General features: G+C 64.2%; 26 protein-coding genes and 2 pseudogenes. 12 read left to right on the top strand and 16 right to left on the bottom strand.

Annotated elements, in window-relative coordinates:
- Positions 1-97: 97 nt before the first annotated feature.
- The gene (locus EJ072_RS34790; RefSeq protein WP_126083280.1) at positions 98-430 is read right to left on the bottom strand and encodes a hypothetical protein; all 333 of its coding nucleotides are present in this window, start codon (positions 428-430) and stop codon (positions 98-100) included.
- 352 nt (positions 431-782) lie between these two features.
- Here EJ072_RS34790 and EJ072_RS34785 point away from each other — a divergent pair, with 352 nt between their 5' ends.
- The 6 genes from EJ072_RS34785 (at position 783) to EJ072_RS34755 (ending at position 7,930) form a co-directional block, all read left to right on the top strand.
- Positions 783-2,156 carry an adenylate/guanylate cyclase domain-containing protein gene (locus tag EJ072_RS34785; RefSeq protein ID WP_126083279.1) on the top strand — a complete coding sequence of 458 codons (1,374 nt, stop codon included), beginning with the start codon at positions 783-785 and terminating at the stop codon, positions 2,154-2,156.
- A 264-nt stretch (positions 2,157-2,420) separates the two neighbouring features.
- On the top strand, positions 2,421-3,125 hold the full coding sequence (locus EJ072_RS34780; protein ID WP_126083278.1) for an SDR family NAD(P)-dependent oxidoreductase: 705 nt from the start codon (positions 2,421-2,423) through the stop codon (positions 3,123-3,125).
- Between the two features lie 223 nt (positions 3,126-3,348).
- Complete coding sequence (locus tag EJ072_RS34775) at positions 3,349-4,545, top strand: diaminopropionate ammonia-lyase (RefSeq protein ID WP_126083277.1); 1,197 nt, start codon at positions 3,349-3,351, stop codon at positions 4,543-4,545.
- 157 nt (positions 4,546-4,702) lie between these two features.
- Entirely contained in the window at positions 4,703-6,814 is a 2,112-nt protein-coding gene (locus tag EJ072_RS34770) for an EAL domain-containing protein (protein WP_126083276.1), read from the top strand.
- A 93-nt stretch (positions 6,815-6,907) separates the two neighbouring features.
- Complete coding sequence (locus EJ072_RS36295) at positions 6,908-7,267, top strand: hypothetical protein (protein WP_189343169.1); 360 nt, start codon at positions 6,908-6,910, stop codon at positions 7,265-7,267.
- Between the two features lie 183 nt (positions 7,268-7,450).
- Positions 7,451-7,930: a hypothetical protein gene (locus EJ072_RS34755; RefSeq protein WP_126083274.1), complete on the top strand. Its 480-nt coding sequence runs from the start codon at positions 7,451-7,453 to the stop codon at positions 7,928-7,930.
- 6 nt (positions 7,931-7,936) lie between these two features.
- Here the strand turns inward: EJ072_RS34755 and EJ072_RS34750 are convergent, their stop codons facing one another.
- Positions 7,937-8,236, bottom strand: coding sequence for an AzlD family protein (locus EJ072_RS34750; protein ID WP_126083273.1), 300 nt, complete (start codon positions 8,234-8,236; stop codon positions 7,937-7,939).
- Positions 8,233-8,976 (bottom strand): AzlC family ABC transporter permease, encoded by a 744-nt coding sequence (locus tag EJ072_RS34745; RefSeq protein ID WP_126083272.1) that lies wholly within the window; start codon positions 8,974-8,976, stop codon positions 8,233-8,235. The genes EJ072_RS34750 and EJ072_RS34745 overlap by 4 nt, the downstream gene beginning before the upstream one ends.
- 173 nt (positions 8,977-9,149) lie before the next feature.
- On the opposite strand from EJ072_RS34745, the gene EJ072_RS34740 reads away from it, so the two are divergent.
- Positions 9,150-9,608 carry an Lrp/AsnC family transcriptional regulator gene (locus EJ072_RS34740; protein WP_126083271.1) on the top strand — a complete coding sequence of 153 codons (459 nt, stop codon included), beginning with the start codon at positions 9,150-9,152 and terminating at the stop codon, positions 9,606-9,608.
- 164 nt (positions 9,609-9,772) lie between these two features.
- On the opposite strand, the pseudogene EJ072_RS34735 reads toward EJ072_RS34740, so the two are convergent.
- From EJ072_RS34735 to EJ072_RS36290, 6 genes and pseudogenes are all read right to left on the bottom strand, one after another.
- A pseudogene (locus tag EJ072_RS34735) lies at positions 9,773-10,935 on the bottom strand (IS4 family transposase).
- Between the two features lie 141 nt (positions 10,936-11,076).
- Entirely contained in the window at positions 11,077-11,397 is a 321-nt protein-coding gene (locus EJ072_RS34730) for a plasmid stabilization protein (protein WP_126083270.1), read from the bottom strand.
- Positions 11,398-11,454: 57 nt separating this feature from the next.
- Positions 11,455-11,652: a hypothetical protein gene (locus tag EJ072_RS34725; protein ID WP_126083269.1), complete on the bottom strand. Its 198-nt coding sequence runs from the start codon at positions 11,650-11,652 to the stop codon at positions 11,455-11,457.
- Positions 11,653-11,677: 25 nt separating this feature from the next.
- Positions 11,678-11,896 carry a hypothetical protein gene (locus EJ072_RS34720; RefSeq protein ID WP_126083268.1) on the bottom strand — a complete coding sequence of 73 codons (219 nt, stop codon included), beginning with the start codon at positions 11,894-11,896 and terminating at the stop codon, positions 11,678-11,680.
- A gap of 28 nt (positions 11,897-11,924) precedes the next feature.
- On the bottom strand, positions 11,925-12,419 hold the full coding sequence (locus EJ072_RS34715; protein ID WP_126083267.1) for a hypothetical protein: 495 nt from the start codon (positions 12,417-12,419) through the stop codon (positions 11,925-11,927).
- 156 nt (positions 12,420-12,575) lie between these two features.
- Positions 12,576-12,671, bottom strand: a pseudogene (locus EJ072_RS36290) (KGG domain-containing protein); the annotation flags it as partial.
- Positions 12,672-13,110: 439 nt separating this feature from the next.
- On the opposite strand from EJ072_RS36290, the gene EJ072_RS34705 reads away from it, so the two are divergent.
- Positions 13,111-13,335, top strand: coding sequence for a hypothetical protein (locus tag EJ072_RS34705; RefSeq protein WP_126083266.1), 225 nt, complete (start codon positions 13,111-13,113; stop codon positions 13,333-13,335).
- A 45-nt stretch (positions 13,336-13,380) separates the two neighbouring features.
- Here EJ072_RS34705 and EJ072_RS34700 read toward each other — a convergent pair whose 3' ends face one another.
- The gene (locus EJ072_RS34700; RefSeq protein WP_126083265.1) at positions 13,381-14,274 is read right to left on the bottom strand and encodes an alpha/beta hydrolase; all 894 of its coding nucleotides are present in this window, start codon (positions 14,272-14,274) and stop codon (positions 13,381-13,383) included.
- A gap of 30 nt (positions 14,275-14,304) precedes the next feature.
- Positions 14,305-14,538 carry a hypothetical protein gene (locus EJ072_RS34695; RefSeq protein ID WP_126083264.1) on the bottom strand — a complete coding sequence of 78 codons (234 nt, stop codon included), beginning with the start codon at positions 14,536-14,538 and terminating at the stop codon, positions 14,305-14,307.
- 160 nt (positions 14,539-14,698) lie between these two features.
- Here EJ072_RS34695 and EJ072_RS34690 point away from each other — a divergent pair, with 160 nt between their 5' ends.
- A complete protein-coding gene (locus EJ072_RS34690) occupies positions 14,699-15,418 on the top strand; it encodes a Crp/Fnr family transcriptional regulator (protein WP_126083263.1) in 720 nt (239 codons plus the stop codon).
- Between the two features lie 128 nt (positions 15,419-15,546).
- Here EJ072_RS34690 and EJ072_RS34685 read toward each other — a convergent pair whose 3' ends face one another.
- Positions 15,547-15,846 carry a DUF982 domain-containing protein gene (locus tag EJ072_RS34685; RefSeq protein ID WP_042642795.1) on the bottom strand — a complete coding sequence of 100 codons (300 nt, stop codon included), beginning with the start codon at positions 15,844-15,846 and terminating at the stop codon, positions 15,547-15,549.
- A gap of 206 nt (positions 15,847-16,052) precedes the next feature.
- On the bottom strand, positions 16,053-16,229 hold the full coding sequence (locus tag EJ072_RS36285) for a hypothetical protein (protein ID WP_189343168.1): 177 nt from the start codon (positions 16,227-16,229) through the stop codon (positions 16,053-16,055).
- A 158-nt stretch (positions 16,230-16,387) separates the two neighbouring features.
- Here EJ072_RS36285 and EJ072_RS34680 point away from each other — a divergent pair, with 158 nt between their 5' ends.
- Positions 16,388-17,443, top strand: coding sequence for an SDR family oxidoreductase (locus EJ072_RS34680; protein ID WP_126083262.1), 1,056 nt, complete (start codon positions 16,388-16,390; stop codon positions 17,441-17,443).
- Between the two features lie 16 nt (positions 17,444-17,459).
- A complete protein-coding gene (locus tag EJ072_RS34675; RefSeq protein ID WP_126083261.1) occupies positions 17,460-17,765 on the top strand; it encodes a hypothetical protein in 306 nt (101 codons plus the stop codon).
- Between the two features lie 27 nt (positions 17,766-17,792).
- Here the strand turns inward: EJ072_RS34675 and EJ072_RS34670 are convergent, their stop codons facing one another.
- Entirely contained in the window at positions 17,793-17,978 is a 186-nt protein-coding gene (locus EJ072_RS34670) for a hypothetical protein (protein ID WP_042640038.1), read from the bottom strand.
- Positions 17,979-18,549: 571 nt separating this feature from the next.
- Here EJ072_RS34670 and EJ072_RS34665 point away from each other — a divergent pair.
- On the top strand, positions 18,550-18,798 hold the full coding sequence (locus EJ072_RS34665) for a hypothetical protein (protein ID WP_126083260.1): 249 nt from the start codon (positions 18,550-18,552) through the stop codon (positions 18,796-18,798).
- Between the two features lie 15 nt (positions 18,799-18,813).
- On the opposite strand, the gene EJ072_RS36280 is transcribed toward EJ072_RS34665, so the two are convergent.
- Together EJ072_RS36280 and EJ072_RS34660 are read right to left on the bottom strand one after the other, a co-directional pair.
- A complete protein-coding gene (locus tag EJ072_RS36280; RefSeq protein WP_189342077.1) occupies positions 18,814-18,981 on the bottom strand; it encodes a hypothetical protein in 168 nt (55 codons plus the stop codon).
- Positions 18,982-19,366: 385 nt separating this feature from the next.
- Positions 19,367-19,957 carry an NAD(P)H-dependent oxidoreductase gene (locus EJ072_RS34660; RefSeq protein WP_126083259.1) on the bottom strand — a complete coding sequence of 197 codons (591 nt, stop codon included), beginning with the start codon at positions 19,955-19,957 and terminating at the stop codon, positions 19,367-19,369.
- Positions 19,958-20,045 lie beyond the last annotated feature (88 nt).

The following is a 20,045-nucleotide window of genomic DNA, read 5'->3' as shown; positions in this document are numbered from 1 at the left end:
CCGGAAGGGAGGGCGGCGTTTTCGGGAAGCGACGATCCTGAACCCTTTGGAAGCGGTCCGGGATCATCCGGTCATGAAGTTCGAAACGCCTCTGGCCTTACGCGGCCTTCTTCGCAGCATGCTTCTTCGCATGGTGCTTGCGCACATGGTGCTTCTTCACGGGATGCTTCTTGGCATGATGCTTCGCGTGCTTCTTCACGTGATGATGCTTACGGGCGTGGTGACGGTGATGCTTGCGGTGATGCTTCTTGTGCGGGCCATTGCTGGCCGGCTTGGCGGCGGTCGCTGCCGGCTTCGCAGCTTCGGTGGTCGCGGCCGGAGCAGTGGTCGTGGTCGTCGCGGCGGCGTTGGCTTCGGTGGTGCCCAGCGATGGCACCGCGAAAGCGAGCGCGACGGCAAGGCCGAGTGCGGAAAGAAGGGTCTTTTTCATAATCGGCAATCCTTGGTTAAGATCGATGTCTGTTGTCGCGCGCCGCAATCGCTCGGCTGCTCCGGTGCCGTTTATGACAGCGGGTTTTTTCGCTAGTTTTTCCGGATTGTTGAATCTTGTTTCCGGATTGTGTCCGGCATTTCCCCGCCCGTGGAACGGGGGCTGCCTGCTGGTGAAAACCCGACGCGAAACGCGCCTTCCGACCGACCCAGGCGGACTATCGGACTCGACGATGGCGTCCGAGCCGCTGCTGGGCTAATGTCGCCGGAACGAGGCCAAAACGGTGTCCGGCTGACAGACCTGTTATTAACACCAGCGTCTGGCGCCACTTAGTACTGGAAGATCAGTTCCGATGCCTACGTTGCTGTCACTGCCCGACGACATATCGATCAAATCGGCGCTCGGGGAATCTGTCCTTGAAGCCGCTCGCCGGGCAGATGTCCCGATCGCCTGCGCTTGCGGCGGCAAGGCCAAGTGCTCGACCTGCCGGATTTGGATCCTCGACGGCGCGGACCGCTGCCCGGAGCGCACCGCGCCGGAGCGCGCCCTCGTGGAGCGGTTGGGGCTTGGCAACAACGTACGCCTGGCATGCCAGCTCAGACCTGACTCCGACATCACCTTCCGCAGGCTCGTACTCGACGAGACCGACCTGCGAATGACCAGTCAGTTGCTCCCGCACAGGTCCACCAGTGCGGGCGAGCTGAAGTCGGTCGTCATTTTCTTCAGCGACGTCGCCGGGTTCACCCATTTCTCCGAAACTTTGACGCCCTACGACGTCATGTACCTGCTCAATCGGTATTTCACTCAGGTCGCTGAAGTCATCGAGCTCAACGACGGCTACATCGACAAGTTCGTCGGCGACGGGCTTATGGCGATATTCGGCGTGCAGGGCCAGGACGATGCACCGGTGCGCGCCGTCAATGCGGCCCTGCAGACCCTTGCCACGGTCGATCGGCTGAAGCCCTTTTTTGCCTCGATGTATGGCATCGAGTTCGATATTCGCGTGGGCTTGCATCTGGGCGAAGCGGTGATTGGCTCGGTCGGATCGCCCGGCAACGAGCGCCTGACGGCTATCGGCGATGCGGTCAATGTGGCGAGCCGGGTGGAAGCGGCCAACAAGGAGGCCGGAACCCGCCTCCTGATTACCGAGACGCTCTATGAACAGGTCAAGGGTGAGGTTGAAATATCCGATTTCATTCGAGTGCGTTTGCGCGGTACCTCCGACCGAATTACGCTGTACGAGATAAAGAAGCTGAAGGTTGAAGCCGAGCGCCGGCTGAACGAAAAAGGCGCGCGGGAGACTATGCAGCTGGGCGGCAAGACCTGGCATCGGACGGTTGCCACGAGCGAACTGAAGGATGGCGACCACAAAGTCATCGAGTTCCAGGCGCTCTATGCCGTGATTTTGCGCAGGGGCGGGCGCGTCTATGCCTTTAACAATGCCTGCCCGCATTTGAAGTTGCCATTCTTCGAGACTGGCTTGCGGGCCAACGGCCACGCAGGACGGGCGAGCATTTTCGGCGAGGACGGCACTCTGGTGTGTCGCTGGCATCACAGCGGATTCGATCTGGATACAGGCGAAATCGTAAGGTGGTGCGAGGCGCTCAATGAGGACGGAACTTCGGCCGGCATGGAGATTCTCGGCGATATTTCAAAGAACCGGGCTCCGCTGCACCTCTTTCCGTGCCGCGAGGAGGATGGCTACATCTGGATCGGTTTCGATTGAGCGTACCGCCAGGTCATCCCAAACGCCCGCCAATCTGCTGTCGGTCCGGCCAGTAAAGTCCTCCAGCCGAGTTGGGACCATTCGGCCCTAGAGCAATTCCAGGAAAAGTCCGTAGCGGTTTTCCGTCCGGAATTGCGCAGAAACAAAGACCGCGCCCGTTCATGAACTGCATTGCGCAATGAGCGCCAATTCGGCGCTTTAATCGGTCGGCGTGATCGATGCCATCTTGGCTGTCGGTAAGAGGAAATTGAAGGAACAGCAGCAATGACCAACACCAAGAATTCCGGCAAGGTGGCCCTGGTCACCGGCGGCAACCGTGGCATCGGCCTGGAAACGGCCCGCCAGCTCGCGGAACTCGGCTTCACAGTGCTCATCGGCGTGCGTGATCTCGCCAAGGGCGAGGCGGCGGCCAGGAAGCTCGGCGGCAAGGTCGAGGCCATCGAGTTGGATGTCGCCGCGCCTGAAGCGGCCGTGAGCGCCGCGGCAGAGGTCGAGCGCCGCTTCGGCCAGCTCGACGTTTTGGTGAACAACGCCGCGATCCATTACGACCCGTCGGCGCAGGCGCTCCAGCCCGACTGGACAGTGATCCGCGAGGCTTTCGAGACCAATGTCTTCGGCGCCTGGCGTGTCGCAGCCGCCTTTGCGCCGCTGCTCAGCGCCTCCGGCCATGGCCGGCTGGTCAATGTTTCGTCGGAAGGAGGCTCGCTTGCTTCGATGGGCGCCGGCGCGCCGGCCTATTCTACCAGCAAGGCGACGCTCAACGCGCTGACCCGCATCGTGGCGGCCGAATTGCGCGGCTCGGGCGTGCTCGTCAATGCGATCTGTCCAGGCTGGGTCGCGACCGACATGGGCGGACCGGGCGGACGCCCGGTGGCGCAAGGCGCTGCCGGCATCGTCTGGGCCGCGACCTTGCCCGACGACGGCCCGACCGGCGGCTTCTTTCGCGATGGCAAGCGCTTGCCGTGGTGAATTGTCGGCTTTCGGCTCCACACCGGCACCTCCACGCCCGCACCCTGCAACCGAAGCGAAATACCCCCAAAAATAGTCAAGTTGGCGGTGTCGAGCCCTCCGAAACGAACATCCGGCGACATCCAATCGAAACAAACTTCAATCACTTAGCCAATGAAAGCGTCCAGAATCGCGCCCGAATCAGGCCCGCGGACAGAGTTCAGTGCCTCGCAGGAAGACTAGCATGCTGCTTCTCAACCAACGCCCAGAACACAACCAGCCGTTGGTTGCCGCCGATGCCGAGTCGCTCGGCAGGGCGGGAGGAGAGCGGGCCGAGCGTTACCTCAAGGCGCGCCAAAGCGATGCCGAAACACCGCTGCATGCCTTGCCGGCATTGGCCGGCGAGCTCGGCATCGCCGCGCTTCATGTCAAGGATGAGGGCCAGCGTCTTGGCCTTGGCTCCTTCAAGGCGCTGGGCGGGGCCTATGCCGTCATGCGGCTGGTGCTGGAGGAGGCCGGCAAGTGGCTCGGGCGAGACGTCGACATCGGCGAGATAAACGACGCCCGGGTGCGCCAGATCGCCTCCGGCATGATCTTCGTCTGCGCCACCGACGGCAACCATGGCCGCTCGGTCGCGCAGGGCGCCAGCCTCGTCGGCGCGCGGTCGGTGATCTTCGTCCATGCCGGCGTAAGCCGCGAGCGGGTCGCGGCCATCGCCCGCTTCGGCGCCGAGATCGTTGAGGTCGAGGGCGGCTATGACCATGCGGTGCGCGAGGTCGCGCGCGTCGGCGCCGAGCGCGGCTGGAAGATCGTCTCCAACACTTCCTGGCTCGGCTATGAGCGCGTCCCCGGCCTGGTCATGCAGGGCTATACGGTGATCGTGCGCGAGACGCTGCGGCGTCTGCCCGAGCCGCCAACGCATGTCTTCCTGCAGGCCGGCGTCGGCGGCTTCGCGGCCGCGATCGCCGGCCATATGGCGGTCCTGCTCGGCTCCAGGCGGCCGAAGGCCGTGGTGGTGGAGCCGGAGCGCTCGGCTTGCGTCTACGCTTCGGCTGAGGCCGGACGTCCGGCAACGATCGCAAATCAGGAGCCGACCGTGATGACGATGCTCGAATGCGCCGAGCCGTCCCTGGTCGCCTGGCGCGTGCTGGCGCGCGTCGGCGATGCCTTCATGACGGTGGACGAAGACGATGCGGTCGCGGTGATGAAGCGGCTGGCGCGGCCGCTCGGCAACGACCCGGCCATTATCTCCGGCGAGAGCGGCGGGGCAGGCCTCGCCGGGCTGGTCCGCGCCGCGGGCGACAGGCGCATGCGCGCCGCGCTTGGCCTCGACAGGCGTTCGCGCGTGCTCGTCATCAACTCGGAGGGCGCGACCGACCATGGCCGCTTTGCCGAGCTGGTCGGGATGGCGCCCGAAGAGGTGTTCCTGCAGACTGCCTGAGAGCAGTCTGCCGGCTTTCGTGGCTCGGAAAGCCAATACGCTGCGCGGACCGCTCCTCAACCCCTACAAGGGGGAGATCAAGCAGTTCCACCCCCGGTAACTCTTTCTTCTCTGCTTTCATGCAAGACTGCAGAGACCGGGTGGCACGAACCAAAGTATGGCGGACGACAATAAACGCAACGGCAAGTTCTGGGCGCAGGCGCTTGACCGCGCTCATCTGGGCCTTTGGGACTGGAATCTGTCGGCCGGCGATTGCTACTATTCACCGACTTGGTCGAAGATGCTGGGCTATGAGCCGGGCGAGCTCGCCAACACGCCCGATCTCTGGCTGAAGCTTACCCATCCCGACGACCGCCAGCGCGCGCAGGAAAGCGGCGACCGGCACATTGCGGGTCTCGTCGATTCCATTGAGACCGAGCTGCGCCTGCGCCACAAGAACGGCCACTGGGTCTGGGTTCTCGACCGTGGCGGCATTGTCGAGCGCGACGCCGACGGCAAGCCGCTTCGGCTGATGGGCGTGCAGACCGACATCACCCGCCAGAAGGAAGCCGAGGCGGCGCTCGAGCAGGTCAACGTCCGCTTCCGCCTCGCGCTTGCAGCCAGCGGTACCGGCATCTGGCATCACGATATCGGCACAAGGAAAACCTTCTGGGACGCGCGCACCCGTGAGATATTCGGCCTCGCTGCCGACAAGGACGAGGTGTCGGCCGAGCTCTGGCACACCTATCTTCATCCGGACGATAAGGAAGCCACCGAGCGCGCCCGTCAGATCGTGCCGGGCTCCAACGATGTCGTGGCCTCGCAATACCGCATCATCCGGCGTGACGGCGAGGTCCGTCATCTCGAAACGCTGGTGCGCTTCGTCGCCGATGTCGGCTCGGCCGGGCAGATCTTGGGCACCGTGCGCGACATCACCGAGGAGAAGATGCGCGCCGAGGGACTTGCCTTCGCCGCGCGCCACGACGCCCTGACCGGTCTGCTCAACCGTTCCGCCTTCGACCGGCTGCTCGCCGAGAACATCGCCATGGTCGAGCGCCTGCCGCTGGCGGTGTTTTACGTCGACCTCGACTACTTCAAGGCGCTCAACGACTATGCCGGTCATGCCGCCGGCGACCTGGCGCTGAAGAGCGTCGCGGCGGGCATCCTCGCCAGCCTGCCCGCGTCGGCGCGTGCGGCGCGCCTCGGCGGCGATGAATTCGCGCTGATGGTGCCGAACTGCAATGACGCTTGCGCCGAGCGCATCGCCCGCGGCGTGCTCGCCGCGGTGCGCGATGCCGATCTCGGCTCGGCGGTCACCTCGCGCAGGCTTGCCGCCAGCATCGGCATCGCCTTCGTGCGCGACCGCAACATGAGCGTGGCCGATGCACTCGCCTGCGCCGACGATGCCTGCTACGCCGCCAAGGCCGGTGGCCGCGACCGTTTCGCCGTGTTCTCGCCCGACACGACGTCCGGCGCCGGCGGGCTCAACGCCGCGCGGCTGGCGGCCGACCTTGTCGACGCGATGGAGGATGGCCGGTTGAAGCTGTTCGGCCAGGAGATCCATCGGCTCGGCCTGCCGTGGGAGGACAGCCGCCATGTCGAGGTCCTGGCCAGGCTCGAGGCCCGCACCGGCACGATGATCCCGCCCGGCGATTTCATGCCGGTCGCCGAACGTTTCGGCCTTGCCGCGCGGCTCGACCGCTGGATCATCCGCACCGCGCTGACGCGCCACGGCGAGGCGATGCGCGCGGGCGCCATCGCGCTCGACTTCAACCTGTCGGCGCAGACGCTTTCCGATCCGCATCTATGGGATTTCGTCGACGAGGCCATCGCCGAGAGCGGCGCGCCGCCGTCGGCCATTGGCTTCGAGATCACGGAGACCGCTGCCGTCACCAATTTCGACGCGGCGGCCGAGTTCGTGCGCAAGGCGAGGCTCCGCCATTGTCGCGTCAGCCTTGACGATTTCGGCGCCGGCATGAGCTCGTTCGAATATCTCAGGCGCTTCCCCATCGACGCCATCAAGATCGATGGTTCCTTCGTCGAGCACATCGCCGACAGCCGTTTCGATCGCGAGATCGTCTCGGCGATCACCGGCATCGCGCGCTCGATGGGCGCCGCCGTGGTGGCCGAAAAGGTCGAGGAGAAAAACGCGCTGGAGATCCTCATGGGCATGGGCGTCGCCTATGGCCAGGGCTATTTCCTGCACCGGCCCGAACCGCTGGCGGCGATCGTGGCAAGAGCCGCCGGCGGCTCGATGTCACCGGAACGGCCGCATGCCAGGTTGGGCTGAAAATAAGCAGTTGCTAAAATTACAATTACTCACTTAAGGGCGCTGTAATCCGGCGCGGCAAAGATGCTCCGATAACCGGATCGGAGCGCCTGCATGAAAACCCTTCCCTTGCTTGCGGCAACCGCAATCGGCCTGCTCGGCATCTTCGCCGCCCAGTCATCCCATGCTGGCTCGGATAATGGCGGCGGGTTGACGGCGGCGTCGACAGCCGACGATGACGAGGTCAACACATCCAGCGTTGGCGACGACCACGAGGCCGCAGAGAATGACGACGCCGGGCATGGCGGCGACAGGGCCGCCTCCGGCTCGCATGAAGGCGACCAGGACGGCGATCACCAGGGCGAGGATCACGATGGCGACAACGAAGGCGGCGACGGTGGCAGCCATGACGGGGGCGGCGACACCGGCGGCGGCGGTGGCGGCGGCGATGGTGGTGGTGGCGGCGACGACTGAGCTTCGGCATTGAGCCAAACCAAGGCGATAGCGCGGCTCATCGTTAAAAGGTGAACCATCGTTCTATCGAACTCTTAGGACAACCGGGTTATTCCCTGTGAAACGCTTCGCTCGGGACATGAGGTCTTGGCTTGACTGTCCGGCGTCCGGTCCATGACGGACGGGCGCGTGCGAGACCCGGCAATGTCTTCGACGCTCAGCACCGCGCTTGTGATCCTGCAGCCGCAGCGCCTGCCGCCACCAGCGAGACCCGCCGCGAGCATCGACAGCGTCGCCGGCCCGGCGGCTTCGCCGGTCATGCAGCCCGCGGTCTCGGCATCCAAGTTCAGCCTCGACGGCCTCAACATCACGGCAACCAAGGTCCGGCTGATGCAGCAGGCGGGCAAGGAGTTCGGCGTCGACCAGACCGACTACGAGTCCGTGTCTTCCTACGGTTCGGCGATCAAGAGCGCCGTCGAGGCGTTGAAACGGCAATCTCCGTCGGCGGTTGCCAAGATCGAAAGGCAGCTTGGCCTGGACCAGCTTGGCGTTTCGCTGGATGCGCTGGTCAACGCGATCGTCCGCCCGCAAGGCGGCGACAACGACAGGCTGGATGCCGCGTTGAAGCGGCACGCAAGCGGGGAGGGCGACCAGCCGGACGAGCTCGGGCTCTACAGCCTCTGAGGCCGGTTATCCGATCAGCCACCGCAACACGCCCGCCGAAGCCACCCCGATCACAACTGTCGGCAGCATCGACAGCCTCGTCGCGGCAAGCAAGGTGATGGCTAAAGCCGCGAGGTCGGCCGGATTCCTCGAGACGAAATCCGGCGCGATCACCGAGATCAGCACGCAGCCGGGCGCGGCTTCCATCACCGCCGTGGCGCGCGGGCTGAGCGCGCGGTTCTTGAGCACAACATAGCCGCCGACACGGGTGAGATACGTCACGCCGGCCATCGCCAGGATGGCAAGCACGGTCATCGGGTCGATCATGTCTCACCTGCCAGGAACCACGCGGCCACCAGGCCGGACAGCGCGCCGGCCGCCACATACCAGGCGCCGGGCACAACGAGATAGGTGAGCGCCGCCACCACGAGGCTGACCAGCCAGGGCCGCGCCGCGGCAAAGCCTTTCCACATGCCCCGCAGCAGCACCAGGAAGACGGCCGGGAAGGCCATCGCAAAACCATATGTCTCGACGTCGCCAAGCACAGGCCCGAGCGCCGCGCCGCAAGTCGTGAACGCCACCCAGGCGAGGTAGACGGACAAGCCGGCGCCGAGATAGAAAGGCAGGCTGAAGGCCGGCCGCGTGCCGGCCGTGGCACGGCGCTGCGCATCTGCAAGGCCCACCGCCCAGCTCTCGTCGCACATCAGGAACAGCGCCGGAAAAACCTGGCGCTTCGGCAGGTGCCTGATGAAAGGCGCAAGCGCTGCACCCATCAGGAAATGCCGGCTGTTGACCAAAAGCGTGATGGCGGCGATCAGCAGGACATGCGGTGGCGAGGTCCAGAGCTGGATCGCGGCGAATTCGGAGCCGCCGGCGAAGTTGAGCCCGGTCATCAGCGGCACCTCGAGCACGCTGAGGCCCCTCTGCGCGGCCTGCGCGCCGAGCACCAGCGCATAGGGAACGACGCCGAGCAGCACCGGCGTCGCGGCAGCGAGCCCGCGCCGGAACTCGGCGCCGCGCCTGTTGGCGGCCTTGCCCTCGGCGAGGGCGATCTCGGAAACGCTCATGGCTTTGCTTTCGGCTGGCCTTGCGGCCACCCGTTCTCCCGTTCGGTTGTGGGGTTGTTGTAGGTCCCGGACCATAGCCGAAACGCGCGGCAATCGGGTTGCGAAAATGCGCCATTTCTGCCAAAATTCGGCATTGGATAGCGCATTCACCTATAGAATTGGAATCTAGAACCATGAAGCTCGATGAGATCGACAGGCGCATCCTGCGCGCCCTGCAGCGCGACGGGCGCATGGCAAACAACGACCTTGCCAGGCAAGTCGGTCTCTCGCCGTCGCCCTGCCTGCGGCGCGTGAAACTGCTCGAGGAGGCGGGCGTCATCGACCGCTATGTCGCGGTGCTCAACCCGGCCAAGATCGGCCGCGGCCAGACCTTCTTCACCCGCATCTGGCTGAAGCAGCAGGACGAGGACACGATCGAGCATTTCGCCGCCGAGGTGGCGAAATTCCCCGAAGTGATGGAGTGCTATCTGATGATGGGCGACTGCGACGCCCTGGTGCGCATCGTGGCGGCCGGCATCGACGACTACCGCCGCTTCCAGTCGGAGCATCTGAGCCGCATCAAGGGCGTCCAGAACGTCAAGACGGACGTGCCCAGCCAGATCATCAAGCAGACCTCGGAGATGCCGCTGTAGCGCCTCTTCCTTCTCCCCTTGTGGGAGAAGGTGGATCGGCGCGCAGCGCCGAGACGGATGAGGGGTGTTCCAGCGGAGTGAGACGTTGGTTTTCCCTGGAGCACCCCTCATCCGTCGCCTTCGGCGACACCTTCTCCCACATGGGCAGGGCTGTCCGGAGAAAGTTAGACAGAGTCGAGGCTCATCTGATCGGGAGAGCAACGGGGGTACCTTCGACTTGGATTGACGGGCGGCGGTTTGTCGATGGCGGCGATGTGGCGCCGCTCGAACAGGCATCGTGTCACCAGGTCGGTGAAGCGCAGGATCGGCAGTGCAACGCGATATGCGCGCGCTGCAATGCGCAACAGCGCATAGGCGATCATGGCGGCGAAGAGCTGCAGGCGGATGGCGTTGTCATTGTTGCCGAGGAACTTACGGATCTTGAGGTGCTGCTTGATCCAGCGGAACAGGAGCTCAATCTGCCAGCGCCCCTTGTAGAGGCTGCTATGTCGGCGGCCGAGCGCTCGAGATCGTTGGTCAGCAGCGTGATGGTGTCGCCTTCGTCTCGCTTCACGATGATGCGACGCAAGCGGATCGGTAGTTTGGAATCGCCCTTGCTGGCAAAGCTCACCTCGGCATCCTCAAGCACGGTGAAGCCATCGCCGTGCATGGCTGCGAGGGGACGATCGCACACCAGCTTGAGCCCCATGTTGGTTTTGGGCCGGGTGACGAAGAAGGCTTGCGCCGCCGCGATCGCCGTCCACCAGCCGTAGTGGCAGTAACCCTTGTCGAACACGTAGGTCGCACCGTCTTCGATAGAGATGGTGCGGCCGATCTGGGCGTCGTTGACGTTGGCATCGGTGATGTCGAGGACGCGCGGACAGTCGCTGTCTGGATCATAGACGATATGCAGCTTCATGCCGCGGATGCGGCCGTTCGACTTGGCCCAGTCGCAAAGCTTGCCGAGCGGGATGGGCGTGGAATCGATCAGCCGCAGCATGGCACTGCCTTCGCGACGCATCTGCCGGTCGAGTTGGCCTGCAAGCAGGGCGAACGTCTCGGCGAAGACGGCTACAGGGCGGCGCCGGTTGGCGTCCGACAAGGTCGAGCGCCGCAACAGGTCGCTGCCGAGGTGGTAATGGTGCTGGCAGTTGGCGTTCCAGCCGGCTTGCAGGCTGCGAAGGCTCGTCGCGCCGCTGAGCTGAGCATAGATCAACACCACGAGATGGTCCCAGCTCTTGAACGACTTGTCATACGCATCCCCGTCATGGCTATCCACAATCGTCTGGAAGCGGCGACGATTGATCGGTTCAACCAGCTTGCCAAGAATGCTAGGCGTAAAGCGCATGCCCCGTTCCCTTTCTGAGTCTCGACAACCAGAAGGTAGACGGAAAATCCCCGTCTTACGGGGCATGCACATGCGGCATTTCGATTCACCCGAACCTTTCCCCGGACAGCCCTGCCCACAAGGGGAGAAGGAGGAGGCCGCTCAATGATGCGCGTGGTGCTCCGCAGTGCGCTTGCGCGTCGCGGCAGCCTTCTTCGCCGAAGCCGATCTGTCCGCCGCGGAACGCTCGCCAGAGGCCTTGCCGCCCATCTTGCCGCCCTTATGCGCGGCCGGATGGCCGGTGTGCTTGCCGCGTCCCGATCCGCCTTCCTTCTTGCCGCCGCCATCGTCCTTGTTGACGGTCGCCCAGGCGCGCCGCTCCGCTTCCTTCTCCGAGACGCCGCGCTTCTCGTAGCCTTCGGCGATATGGTCGGCCTTGCGTTCCTGCTTGTCGGTGTATTTCGATTTGTCGCCACGTGGCATTTTTCTTCTCCTTGTTGCGCTGAGTGAAAGCGTTGCGCTGAGTGAAAGCCAGGCCCTTCAATCGCCCTTCTTCTTGGCGACGTCGCCAAGGTCGGAGCGTTCCGGGTCCTTGTTGTTCTCGCCGGCGGCGTCGCGGTTCTCGTCGGGATCGTCCTTCGGCGGCAGGTAGCCGCGCGGCCTGTTGGCCTTCGGGCCTTCCCAGCGCGGCCATTGATCGGTCGTGCCGGCTGGTCCCTTCTTCGGTGAATTGCTCATCCTTGCCTCGCTTTCCGGAGGGCGTTCAGCCTTCCGCCTTCATGGTTCGTGCGATCTCCAGCAGTTTGGCGCGGTCGTGTCCGTGCTCGCGGATCAACTCGCGCGCCTGCTTCGGCGAAAGGTCGGTGTTCTCGGCCAGGAACCGCACGTCGGGATCGTCGCCGCCCTTGGTCGGCAGCGTGCCGCCGCGTGGCGCGTTCGCGCCGCCCGGCCGGTGCGGCATGTTGTCGTTTGCCTGCGTCATTGCGCGTCTCCTTCGCTTCGGCGCCGTGTCAGTCCGCCGCCTCCGACTGCTTGCGGCGTGCTTCCTTCTTGCGGCGCAGCACTTCGTCGGTCCCGACGATGTCCTTGGAGCCGCCGGTGATCGCGGTGGAAACCACGGCCGGCGGATCGCTGGCCGGAAAGCTGTCCTCGAGGCCAGACTGCAACTGCTCTTCCAGTGTGTCCGGATCCTCCGAGCGGCCTTCCGTGCGGCGCTCGTCGATTGGTTCCAGTTCCTGCTTGGCGTCGGGATGCTCACGCGCGTTGCGCAGCGTCGACACGACGAGCTCGACCGCGAACTCCTTCATGGCCTCGGCATCCGGAGCGGCGACGTCTGTCTCCTCGACCAGGCGCACCAGCGACTGTTCGATCTTGTCCAATTCACGCACGCCCTGGCAGCGCGCAAGTTTTTGCGCCAAGGCATGGATCAGCAGGGGACCGAAGGTCGAATAGGCCTGCATGCGGGTCTCATCGACGCGTTCGGGGTGAAGGGAATGCAAGGACATTGGTGCCTCCGTTGAACATCCTGCGGCGACGGCAGCCTGCTACGGCGGCCGCTCCTAAGGTCAACTGGAGGACGGGGAAGATGTTCCATCCCGGGTCGATCGCGCCGGGCAAATGAGATGGCGCCCGCGTCCGCGGACGCCATCTTGAATTCAGCGCTGGCCGCCCTTGCGGCCTGCTTCCGAGGCGCGCTGACGGTCTTCAGCGAAGTTGCCGCTGCCGCCCCTGTGCTGGCCCGCGCTCCGCTGACCCATATTGCGGTCCTCGGCCTGCTGCTGTCCGCCGCCGCGACGCTGATCGTCGCGGTTCTTGTGGCTCTGCTGGCCGGCCTTGACGTGCTGTTCGTGGGTTCCGCCTTGATTGGGCATATCCAATTCTCCGTTGGTTCGGATTGTTCTTCAGGGTTGAATCAAGGACGCGTTCGACATCCTTGAGTAGGGGGAACAAGCGCGGGCAACCGATGTTCCGCCCGAAATATTTCGTGACTCCGCCCGACTGAAGTCCGACCCGGCAAGCGCATTGGACTGGCTTGTGCAACCAATGGGCTTTCTGCGAATTGGTGAGCGGCCGACGAGAAAACCCCTTCATCGCCGGCCGTACTGGTTCCCGCCGATCGCCCCCCGCGCAAGTCGGCGGGCACCAATATCCACGAACAAGAAGGCCGCGTAGCCGGGCCCGGAGCGAGACGCCGTTTTGACCTATATCTCTACAAAGCCCGCCCGGCAGGATGCCGAAACCCTGCCTGCCAACGACAATCAACCTGCCGCGCCTTTCGATCTTTCATTCCTCGACGACATCAATGATGAGGCTGAGATAGCCGACATCGCCAGGCGCGCGGAGCGTCTGGGCCATGCCGCGCTTATCGCAATGGCGATCGGCCTTGCGGCGGCGCCGTTGCTTTACCTGATGCTTGCGTGAACCGTCCCGTCGGGCGCCTGGCGGGCCCGCGCAACGCCCGCAGGGCTATCTTCCGGAGAAGAATGCGTCGAGCGTGGCTGCCGTTTCGATCGGCGACTCCTCCGGAAAGAAATGACCGCCGGGCAAGGCGCCGCCGCTGACGTCGTCGGCCCAGTTTCGCCACAGCGCTTCAGGGCCGCCTTGCTCGACGTACCATTCGGCCAGCGCGCCATGCTCGCTCCATAGGGCCATCAGCGGGCAGGCGATCCGCCGGCCGGTCTTCCGGTCGGCATGGTCGTGCTCGCGGTCGAGGGATGCCGCCGCGCGATATTCTTCGCAAATGGCATGGATGTGCGCCGGGTCGCGCAGCGCGTCGACATAGAGTTGCCGCACCCCGGGCGGGAACGCGTCGGACGACGATCCCCAGCCGGAAAGCGCATTGTCGACGATGGCATCGGCGGCGGCCGCGAGCATCGTCTCCGGCAGCGGCTCGGGTTGCGCCAGCAACGACCACGGCCAGTAGCCGAGGGCCAGTCTTGCGTCGGCGCGGTCCCAGGCATCGGCGGTGGGAATGATGTCGAGCACAGCGAGCTTTTCGACGCGATCCGGATGATCGAGCGCCAGCCGGTAGGCGACACGCCCGCCGCGATCGTGACCGGCAACCATGAAGCGCCGGAAACCCAATTTCTCCATCAGCGCGACCATGTCGGCGGCCATGGCGCGCTTGGCATAGGGCGCATGATCGGCGGCCGATGGCGGGCAGGAGCTTTGCCCATAGCCGCGCAAATCGGCGCAGACGACCGTGAAATCCCGCGCCAGGATTGGGGCGACCTCGCGCCACATCGCATGCGTCTGCGGAAAGCCGTGCAGCAGAAGCAGGCCGGGGCCGGTGCCGGCGCGGCGAGCGAAGATCCTGGCTTCACCCGTGTCGATCTCACGGCTGTCGAAATCGTCGAACATGCTTGCCTCCGGTATCTGGACCGGCCGATCTCACGTCCAGGCCGAATCCAGCGTCAGCGACGCTTCGAAGATCTGGTCACGCTTTTCGTCGAGCACCTTAACCGTGATGGTCAAATGCCTGCCGCCCGGCATCTCGTCGCGGGCGACGTCATGCAGGATGCGCAGCGCCTCCATGCCGGCGCGCTCGCGGCTGGCGAAGAGCTGTCCCTCCGTATCTTCCTGGCTGTGCTCGGTGTTGTAAAGGTCGAAATAGAAGCGTTGCATCGGTACGTCGGTCCCAATCCGACGGTCAATTCGCGGGCGCGATCATGGTTCCAAACGTCTGATCCAGAGGGAGAATTGGCTATGCGCCGGCTTTCGGCGCGGCACCGCTCGCAACCAGCGTCGGCCTGCGGCGTTAGGGGTGGCGAACGGAGGCAGCCGGATGCTGGAATCACTCTATCTCAATCTCGGCCAGCATGACGCTCTCTCGGACGAAGAGAAAGCGTTGCTCACATCGACCTTGTCGATCGAGAAATATTTCGGCGCGGGAGAGGATATCGTTGTCGAAGGAAGCAGGCCGACCTACAGCACCCTGATCATCGACGGGCTGGCTGCCCGCTACAAGGTTCTGGAGGACGGCGGCCGCCAGTTCACCTCGCTGCAGGTCGCGGGCGATTTCGTCGACCTGCATGCCTTCCTGCTCAAGACGATGGATCACGGCATCGTCGCGCTGTCGCCCTGTCATGTGGCGGCGGCCGAGCACAGCAAGCTCAAGACGATCACCGAGCAGGCGCCGCATCTCACCCGATTGCTCTGGCTGGACACGCTTGTCGATGGCGCCATCCATCGCGAATGGATCGTGGCCATGGGGCGCCGCTCCAAGCTGTCCCATCTCGCGCATCTCATATGCGAGCTGTTCGTCAGGCTGCAGGTGGTGAAGAAGACGCGTGACATGAGCTTCCACCTGCCGCTGTCGCAGGCCCAGCTCGCCGACGTGCTGGGCTTGTCCGTCGTCCATATGAACAGGGTGATCGGAACCCTGCGACGCATGAACGTCATCAGCTGGACCAACCATATGATCACGATCCTCGACTGGGAGCGGCTGGTCACGATCGCCGAATTCGATCCGACCTATCTCAGCATGTCGCGCGAGCCGAGATAGGGGCGGCCGGGATGGAGCGGCCTTCTAAAGCGCGTCGCGATCTTTCAGATTCGCTCCATGCGCTTTAGGTTTTTGATTTTACGCATGTCTTTATCCCGAAACCGGTTCCCACTTTCGAGAGACATGCTTTAGCTTGGCGGGACCTTGGAGCGCGACCACAACTCGTCCAGCATGGTGAGCGCGGCGCTCGGCGCGGCCTCCTTCAGCAGCCCCTGCTGCGCGGCGGCCTTCTTGAAGGCGGCAAAGGCGACGGCCGGCCGGCAGGTGCCCGCGATCGCATCGTCCACCAGCCGCGCCGCCTTGAGATAGTCCGGCGCTTCCTTGTTCTTCCAGGTCCCGGCGAGCGCCTTCTTGGCCTCGGCCACCGTGGTGACCACCATCGTGCCGCCGCTGACGAAGCGGATGGTGAGGGGGAGGAAACGGCTCATCGGGTCCTCACCATCCGAGCCATTCGCGCGTGCGCAAGGCAAGGCCGGCAATGGGCGCCAGAGCGACCACTGCGGCAGCGAGGATGAGAAGAGGGCTGTTTATAGGCAAGGATTTCATGGTGCACCACAAGATTGGGGATGGGCCTAAACGAGGATGTCGCCGGTCGGTTGCATCCGGCCGGCAAGTCGGCGCGACAAGCTCGAGGTTACATGTTGCTGGCGGGCCGGATCGGCGGCGCCGGCCGGTGCGGCGGCCGCGGGCGCGGCCTCAGCGGCACATCGGCGAGCGAAGCGCGGATCACCCTCGCGGGTGGTAGCGGCATGGCGCCGCGCCGGCGCCGCAAAGCGGCCGACAGGCTGCCGATGAAGGTTCGAACGTCCATGGGACTCCTCCTCGAGAGTCCCCCCATTGACGAAGGGTTATCACCCCGGACCGGCCAGCCGCATTTAACTTTGATGTATCCGCGGCATCCCGGCGGGGGAGACGAACCGCGGCCAACCTTTTGCGACGACATGCGTTGTCCCCTGAAAGGAGACCATCATGCCGACCAGCAGCCGAACGAAATCAGACGCAGCCCAAAAACCAATCACCGGGGAGAAATCAGTCGCCAGGGAGAAATCAGTCACCGGGGAGAAACCTGACACCGCCAAGGCCGCGCGCAGGCAGCGCAGCATCCAGCGTCAGGTCGATGCCACCGATCGCAGCAAGCCGAAGCCGAAAGCCTCGGGCGCCATGCAGGCCGGCGCGCGCCGCTACCCCGTGCCGCCTTTCCCGAAGCAGCATCATCCCAAGCCCGGCGAGGAATGGGCGATCGAGCCGGCGCCGCTCTATGAGGCGCCGTTCTGGCAAGGATCCGGCAAGCTCAAGGACAAGGTCGCGCTCATCACTGGCGGCGACTCCGGCATCGGCCGCGCGGTGGCCGTGCTGTTCGCGCGCGAAGGCGCCGATGTCGCCATCGTCTATCTCAGCGAGGACCGCGATGCCAAGGCGACGAAGCAGGCGGTCGAGGCCGAGGGCAGGCGTTGCATCACCCTGCGCGGCGACGTCGCCAAACGCGCCTTCTGCCGCAAGGCGGTGGCCGAGACGGTCAAGGCCTTCGGCAAGCTCGACGTGCTCGTCAACAACGCGGCCTTCCAGGTTCATTCGGCCGACTTCGCCGATCTCACCGAAAAGCATTTCGACACCACGCTGAAGACCAATCTCTACGGTTATTTCCACATGGCGCAGGAGGCCGTGCCGCAGATGAAACCGGGCTCGGCGATCATCAACACCGGTTCCGTCACCGGTATCGAAGGCTCGAAGGAATTGGTCGATTACTCGATGACCAAGGGCGGTATCCACGCCTTCACGCGCGCGCTCTCCGGCAACCTGATCGCCAAGGGCATACGGGTCAACGCGGTCGCGCCCGGTCCGGTCTGGACGCCGCTCAACCCGTCGGAAAAGCAGGCGGAGGATGTTTCGCAGTTCGGCGCCAAGACGCCGATGAAGCGGCCCGCTCAGCCGGAGGAGATCGCGCCGGCCTATGTGTTCCTGGCCTCGCCGCAATGCTCCAGCTACATCACCGGCGAGATCCTGCCGATCATCGGGGGCTACTGACCACCAGGAGGATCCCATGAAGAAAGCGCTTCTCATCGCGGCCTTCGCGCTGATGCCGGCGCTGCCGGCGGCGGCCCAGACCGCCGCTCAACCGAAGGATCAGCAGACGCAGAACTGCCAGGCCAAGCCGGACGCCAACGGCCAGCAGCAGAAACAGACGCAAGAGGCCGATACGGATGAGCTGTCGAAACAGCTCGGCAATTGCGGCGGCGTGCTGAAGCCGCCGCCGACCGGCGACAAGAACGCGACGACCCCGCCGCCGACCGGCAGCGAAATGCCGGTGATCAAGCCGGGCGAGGTGCCGCCGCAGACGGGGCAGTGACGAGGCGCGCGCCTCCTTCGATAGGGATCAGTGCTTGCGCTTCTCGCTTTCGGCCGGCTTGAGGACCGGCGATGCGTGCGCCTCGCGGATCATCTGCAGGGCCTCGTCGCGGGTGAGGCCGCATTTGCGGGCAAAATAGGTGGCTTCGTGTATCTCGGCGCGCGAGGCCTCCGCAACGCCGGAAGAGGTCGGTCTGTTTTTCTTCTTGGCCATCGGCTCACCGCGCCATGAATCACTTAGTCAGCTAAATATAGATGCAATGCCTGCTGTTGCAAATCGCCGATTGCGCCCGACCGGCGGGCGGTGAGGGGTGCATTGGTTTCTGCTGAAAAAGCCCCTTGGAATATTCCGGCTATGTCGCTGTTCACTCTGACCAGGAGGAACGGCCATGACGGACGACAGGACCAAACGCGACTTTCGATACCGCGACCGCGTGTCGGCGGGCGAGGAGCATGAGGTACGCTACTGCGCGAAGCAGCATCGGATCCACTCCTGAGCAGGTTCACAGAGCTGATCAGCGAGCACGGGCAACGACCGCAAGACGCTCGGGCGTCAGCGAGGAAGCTGCGGGATTGACAGACATTCCCGGTCGGAACCGGCCTGGGCAGGACAGGTCCGGCAAACATTGCCGGCGACCAACCGTGATCGCTCGGCCAATCATATGTTAGGGCGTCACCCCGCCGAAGGTTTAAGTTCGAGCAGTCGCCGCACAGAGCAAAGGCAAGCGCGCGCCGGAAGAGCCCATCACGCTTTCGCCCAACCTATCAAGGGAAGTGGAGCTTCGATGAGCGACGGAGGAGGCGGCCATTATGCCGCGAAGGGTGAGTATCTCGATCACCGTCTGGAATGCCCGCACTGCGGAACGATCCGGTTGAACATCCCCAGGAACGCCCAATCCTCAACGCCGATCCATTGCGCCGAGTGCGGGGCCTATCTTGGCACGTGGGACGAAATCCAGACCGACTTCGAGCGGCAGGGAGGCACCGACGGAGTGTTTCGCCTGGCAAGCGGCCGCATCAGGCGGCTCGCATAAGCGGTCGGCTCCCGGTCAATGCCTGTCTTTCAAAAAGCGGGCTTCGCGAACGAGGGACGTCCAGTCAAAGCCGATCATATGGATTAGCTCCCTCGCTTGCGCCTCGGTTATACCCACTTCCTTGGCCAGCTTCCCGGCCAGCAGTCGGCTATCGACCTTTTCGTCGTGCCCGTCCTTCTGCATGCGCACTCTCCATCGCTCTACAAGTAAAGCGCAAAGCCAGGAGAGGTTTCGTTAGGCCGAGCTCGAAACGGTTTGGTATGGGCAAAAAGCCCGGAGAAGCGCGACGCAAAAAAGCCCGCTGGCATGAGCCAGCGGGAGAAGGTGGCTTGAGCTCGGCCCCGCCAGGGGCGAACGCCGACATGGTGCTCATGTGGCACCGGCCGCGCATCCACTTTTGTTAACCGTCGAGATCGTTTTCGCGCAATGGACCGCAACATGGCCGATCCCATCGGTTGCCTCGAAGACACGGCCGCAATGATCGACGCGCACCATCCATAGTTCGCCAACAAAGCAGCGGAGTGTTCACAGACTCAGAACGAAGGTGGTCCGCAGTCTGCGGGGCCGATCAAAAACGCTCGAAGCGCTGCTCCACCTTGCGGGCGAACTTTTCCCGTTCCTCGTTGGAGATGCTTTCCACCGAGTATTTCGCCAGATAGAGGTGCTTCTCCGTGCGTCCGCACATGGATTTCAAGCCGCGCAAAAGCACCTTCCTGCCCGGGTCCTGCATGTAGAGCCTGGTGTACCACCAGGGCGAGCCGAAGGTGGTGACGACGCCCATACGGCGAATATTCAAAAGCGCCGGCTTGATCGTGCCGCCATCCGTCGGCAGGTCGAACGCGACCCCCGGCCGCCACACGCGGTCGAAATATCCCTTGAGCACAGCAGGCATGCCCGACCACCAGGTCGGGAAGCAGAACACGCACGCCTCGGCCCACTGCAACGTGTCGATATAGACCCGCAGCTCCGCAGGTGCTGGCGATGGACCGGCGTGCCCCTTCAATTCCTCGACCTGCATCACGGGATCGAATTTCATGGCATAAAGATCGAAGTCGACGACCTCGTCGCCCCTGGCCTTGAGGACCCCCAAGACACGCCTGTGAAGCGAGGCCACGTAGCTGTCCTGCGCCGGATGCGCGTAGACGACATTGACCTTCATCGCATGCCCCACGCGGCTCTGATCCCGCTTCGAGGCTAGTCGAACGCCGTTGCTTTGCCTAGGCTTCGACGCGAGAAGTAGAGGGGCG

Source organism: Mesorhizobium sp. M2A.F.Ca.ET.046.03.2.1 (assembly GCF_003952425.1).
Classification (GTDB): Bacteria; Pseudomonadota; Alphaproteobacteria; order Rhizobiales; family Rhizobiaceae; genus Mesorhizobium.
Note: the sequence above shows the minus strand (reverse complement) of the source record. Positions and strands in the feature narration are given on the sequence as shown.

Coding starts and splice junctions, on each gene's coding strand:
- EJ072_RS34665 (WP_126083260.1), top strand. CDS start 18,550: ATGAGCGACGGAGGAGGCGGCCATTATGCCGCGAAGGGTGAGTATCTC.
- EJ072_RS34780 (WP_126083278.1), top strand. CDS start 2,421: ATGACCAACACCAAGAATTCCGGCAAGGTGGCCCTGGTCACCGGCGGC.
- EJ072_RS34680 (WP_126083262.1), top strand. CDS start 16,388: ATGCCGACCAGCAGCCGAACGAAATCAGACGCAGCCCAAAAACCAATC.
- EJ072_RS36280 (WP_189342077.1), bottom strand. CDS start 18,981: ATGCAGAAGGACGGGCACGACGAAAAGGTCGATAGCCGACTGCTGGCC.
- EJ072_RS34720 (WP_126083268.1), bottom strand. CDS start 11,896: ATGACGCAGGCAAACGACAACATGCCGCACCGGCCGGGCGGCGCGAAC.
- EJ072_RS34670 (WP_042640038.1), bottom strand. CDS start 17,978: ATGGCCAAGAAGAAAAACAGACCGACCTCTTCCGGCGTTGCGGAGGCC.
- EJ072_RS34755 (WP_126083274.1), top strand. CDS start 7,451: ATGTCTTCGACGCTCAGCACCGCGCTTGTGATCCTGCAGCCGCAGCGC.
- EJ072_RS34770 (WP_126083276.1), top strand. CDS start 4,703: ATGGCGGACGACAATAAACGCAACGGCAAGTTCTGGGCGCAGGCGCTT.
- EJ072_RS36285 (WP_189343168.1), bottom strand. CDS start 16,229: ATGGACGTTCGAACCTTCATCGGCAGCCTGTCGGCCGCTTTGCGGCGC.
- EJ072_RS34695 (WP_126083264.1), bottom strand. CDS start 14,538: ATGCAACGCTTCTATTTCGACCTTTACAACACCGAGCACAGCCAGGAA.
- EJ072_RS34745 (WP_126083272.1), bottom strand. CDS start 8,976: ATGAGCGTTTCCGAGATCGCCCTCGCCGAGGGCAAGGCCGCCAACAGG.
- EJ072_RS34750 (WP_126083273.1), bottom strand. CDS start 8,236: ATGATCGACCCGATGACCGTGCTTGCCATCCTGGCGATGGCCGGCGTG.
- EJ072_RS34675 (WP_126083261.1), top strand. CDS start 17,460: ATGAAGAAAGCGCTTCTCATCGCGGCCTTCGCGCTGATGCCGGCGCTG.
- EJ072_RS34740 (WP_126083271.1), top strand. CDS start 9,150: ATGAAGCTCGATGAGATCGACAGGCGCATCCTGCGCGCCCTGCAGCGC.
- EJ072_RS34775 (WP_126083277.1), top strand. CDS start 3,349: ATGCTGCTTCTCAACCAACGCCCAGAACACAACCAGCCGTTGGTTGCC.
- EJ072_RS36295 (WP_189343169.1), top strand. CDS start 6,908: ATGAAAACCCTTCCCTTGCTTGCGGCAACCGCAATCGGCCTGCTCGGC.
- EJ072_RS34785 (WP_126083279.1), top strand. CDS start 783: ATGCCTACGTTGCTGTCACTGCCCGACGACATATCGATCAAATCGGCG.
- EJ072_RS34700 (WP_126083265.1), bottom strand. CDS start 14,274: ATGTTCGACGATTTCGACAGCCGTGAGATCGACACGGGTGAAGCCAGG.
- EJ072_RS34725 (WP_126083269.1), bottom strand. CDS start 11,652: ATGAGCAATTCACCGAAGAAGGGACCAGCCGGCACGACCGATCAATGG.
- EJ072_RS34690 (WP_126083263.1), top strand. CDS start 14,699: ATGCTGGAATCACTCTATCTCAATCTCGGCCAGCATGACGCTCTCTCG.
- EJ072_RS34660 (WP_126083259.1), bottom strand. CDS start 19,957: ATGAAGGTCAATGTCGTCTACGCGCATCCGGCGCAGGACAGCTACGTG.
- EJ072_RS34715 (WP_126083267.1), bottom strand. CDS start 12,419: ATGTCCTTGCATTCCCTTCACCCCGAACGCGTCGATGAGACCCGCATG.
- EJ072_RS34730 (WP_126083270.1), bottom strand. CDS start 11,397: ATGCCACGTGGCGACAAATCGAAATACACCGACAAGCAGGAACGCAAG.
- EJ072_RS34790 (WP_126083280.1), bottom strand. CDS start 430: ATGAAAAAGACCCTTCTTTCCGCACTCGGCCTTGCCGTCGCGCTCGCT.
- EJ072_RS34685 (WP_042642795.1), bottom strand. CDS start 15,846: ATGAGCCGTTTCCTCCCCCTCACCATCCGCTTCGTCAGCGGCGGCACG.